Raw genomic sequence first — 1,193 nt, 5'->3', positions numbered from 1 at the left:
TAGGGAAACTCTGAAAAAGACTTTCTGATTTGGCAAAATACCGCGACCCCACCCACCGAGTTTCCCGATGAAGCAGATGACCTTCGCCGACGCCGAGTACGCTGGCAAGCGCAAGCAAACCCGCAAGGAGTTGTTCCTGATCGAGATGGATCGGGTGGTGCCGTGGAAGGGCTTGATTGCTTTGATCGAGCCACATTATCCGAAAGGTGAAGGTGGCCGTCCGGCCTACCCGTTGATGGCGATGCTGCGTGTGCATCTGCTGCAGAACTGGTTCGGCTACAGCGATCCAGCGATGGAGGAAGCGCTGTACGAAACCACGATCCTGCGCCAGTTTGCCGGGCTGAACCTGGAGCGCATCCCCGACGAAACCACCATTCTCAACTTCCGCCGCTTGCTGGAGAAACACGAGCTGGCGGCCGGCATCCTCGCTGTCATCAATGGCTATCTGGGCGACCGCGGCCTGTCGCTGCGCCAGGGCACCATCGTCGATGCAACGCTGATCAATGCGCCCAGTTCGACCAAGAACAAGGACGGCAAGCGCGACCCGGAAATGCACCAGACCAAGAAGGGAAACCAGTATTATTTTGGCATGAAGGCCCACATCGGCGCCGATGACGAATCGGGTCTGGTGCACAGCGTAGTGGGCACGGCGGCCAATGTGGCGGATGTCACCCAGGTGGACAAATTGCTGCATGGCGACGAAAACGTGGTCTGCGCCGATGCAGGCTACACCGGTGTCGAAAAGCGGCCCGAGCATGAAGGACGTGAAGTTATCTGGCAGGTGGCGGCACGCCGCAGCACCTACAAAAAACTCGATAAGCGCAGCGTGCTGTACAAAGCCAAGCGCAAGATTGAAAAGGCCAAGGCTCAGGTGCGCGCCAAGGTCGAGCATCCGTTCCGGGTAATCAAGCGCCAGTTCGGTTACACCAAGGTGCGCTTTCGCGGCTTGGCCAAAAACACGGCGCAACTGGTGACACTGTTCGCTCTGTCGAACCTGTGGATGGCGCGCCGACATTTACTGACGAATGCAGGAGAGGTGCGCCTGTAATGCGGGAAATGGCCACCGGAGTGGGGTCCGGGTGGCGAAAACGTAAGAAATACTCGTCGAATTGATTGTTTTTTGATCATTTGGCGAGTTTAAAAGTTGCGCTAGGTGGTATGCCGGGGAAATACATGGCTACTTCAGACCATCC

Annotated in this window: 1 protein-coding gene; it reads left to right on the top strand. The window is 57.2% G+C overall.

The window, feature by feature from the left end; genetic code table 11:
• Nucleotides 1-67 precede the first annotated feature (67 nt).
• Nucleotides 68-1,048 carry an IS5-like element IS1384 family transposase gene (locus tag MF6394_RS32815; RefSeq protein WP_010466230.1) on the top strand — a complete coding sequence of 327 codons (981 nt, stop codon included), beginning with the start codon at nt 68-70 and terminating at the stop codon, nt 1,046-1,048.
• Nucleotides 1,049-1,193: the final 145 nt, after the last annotated feature.

The sequence above is a fragment of the Pseudomonas sp. MF6394 genome (assembly GCF_002018845.1).
In the GTDB taxonomy this organism is placed as follows: Bacteria; Pseudomonadota; Gammaproteobacteria; order Pseudomonadales; family Pseudomonadaceae; genus Aquipseudomonas; species Aquipseudomonas lactis.
The sequence above is the reverse complement of the archived record's forward strand: the minus strand, read 5'-3'. Positions and strand labels throughout refer to the sequence as shown.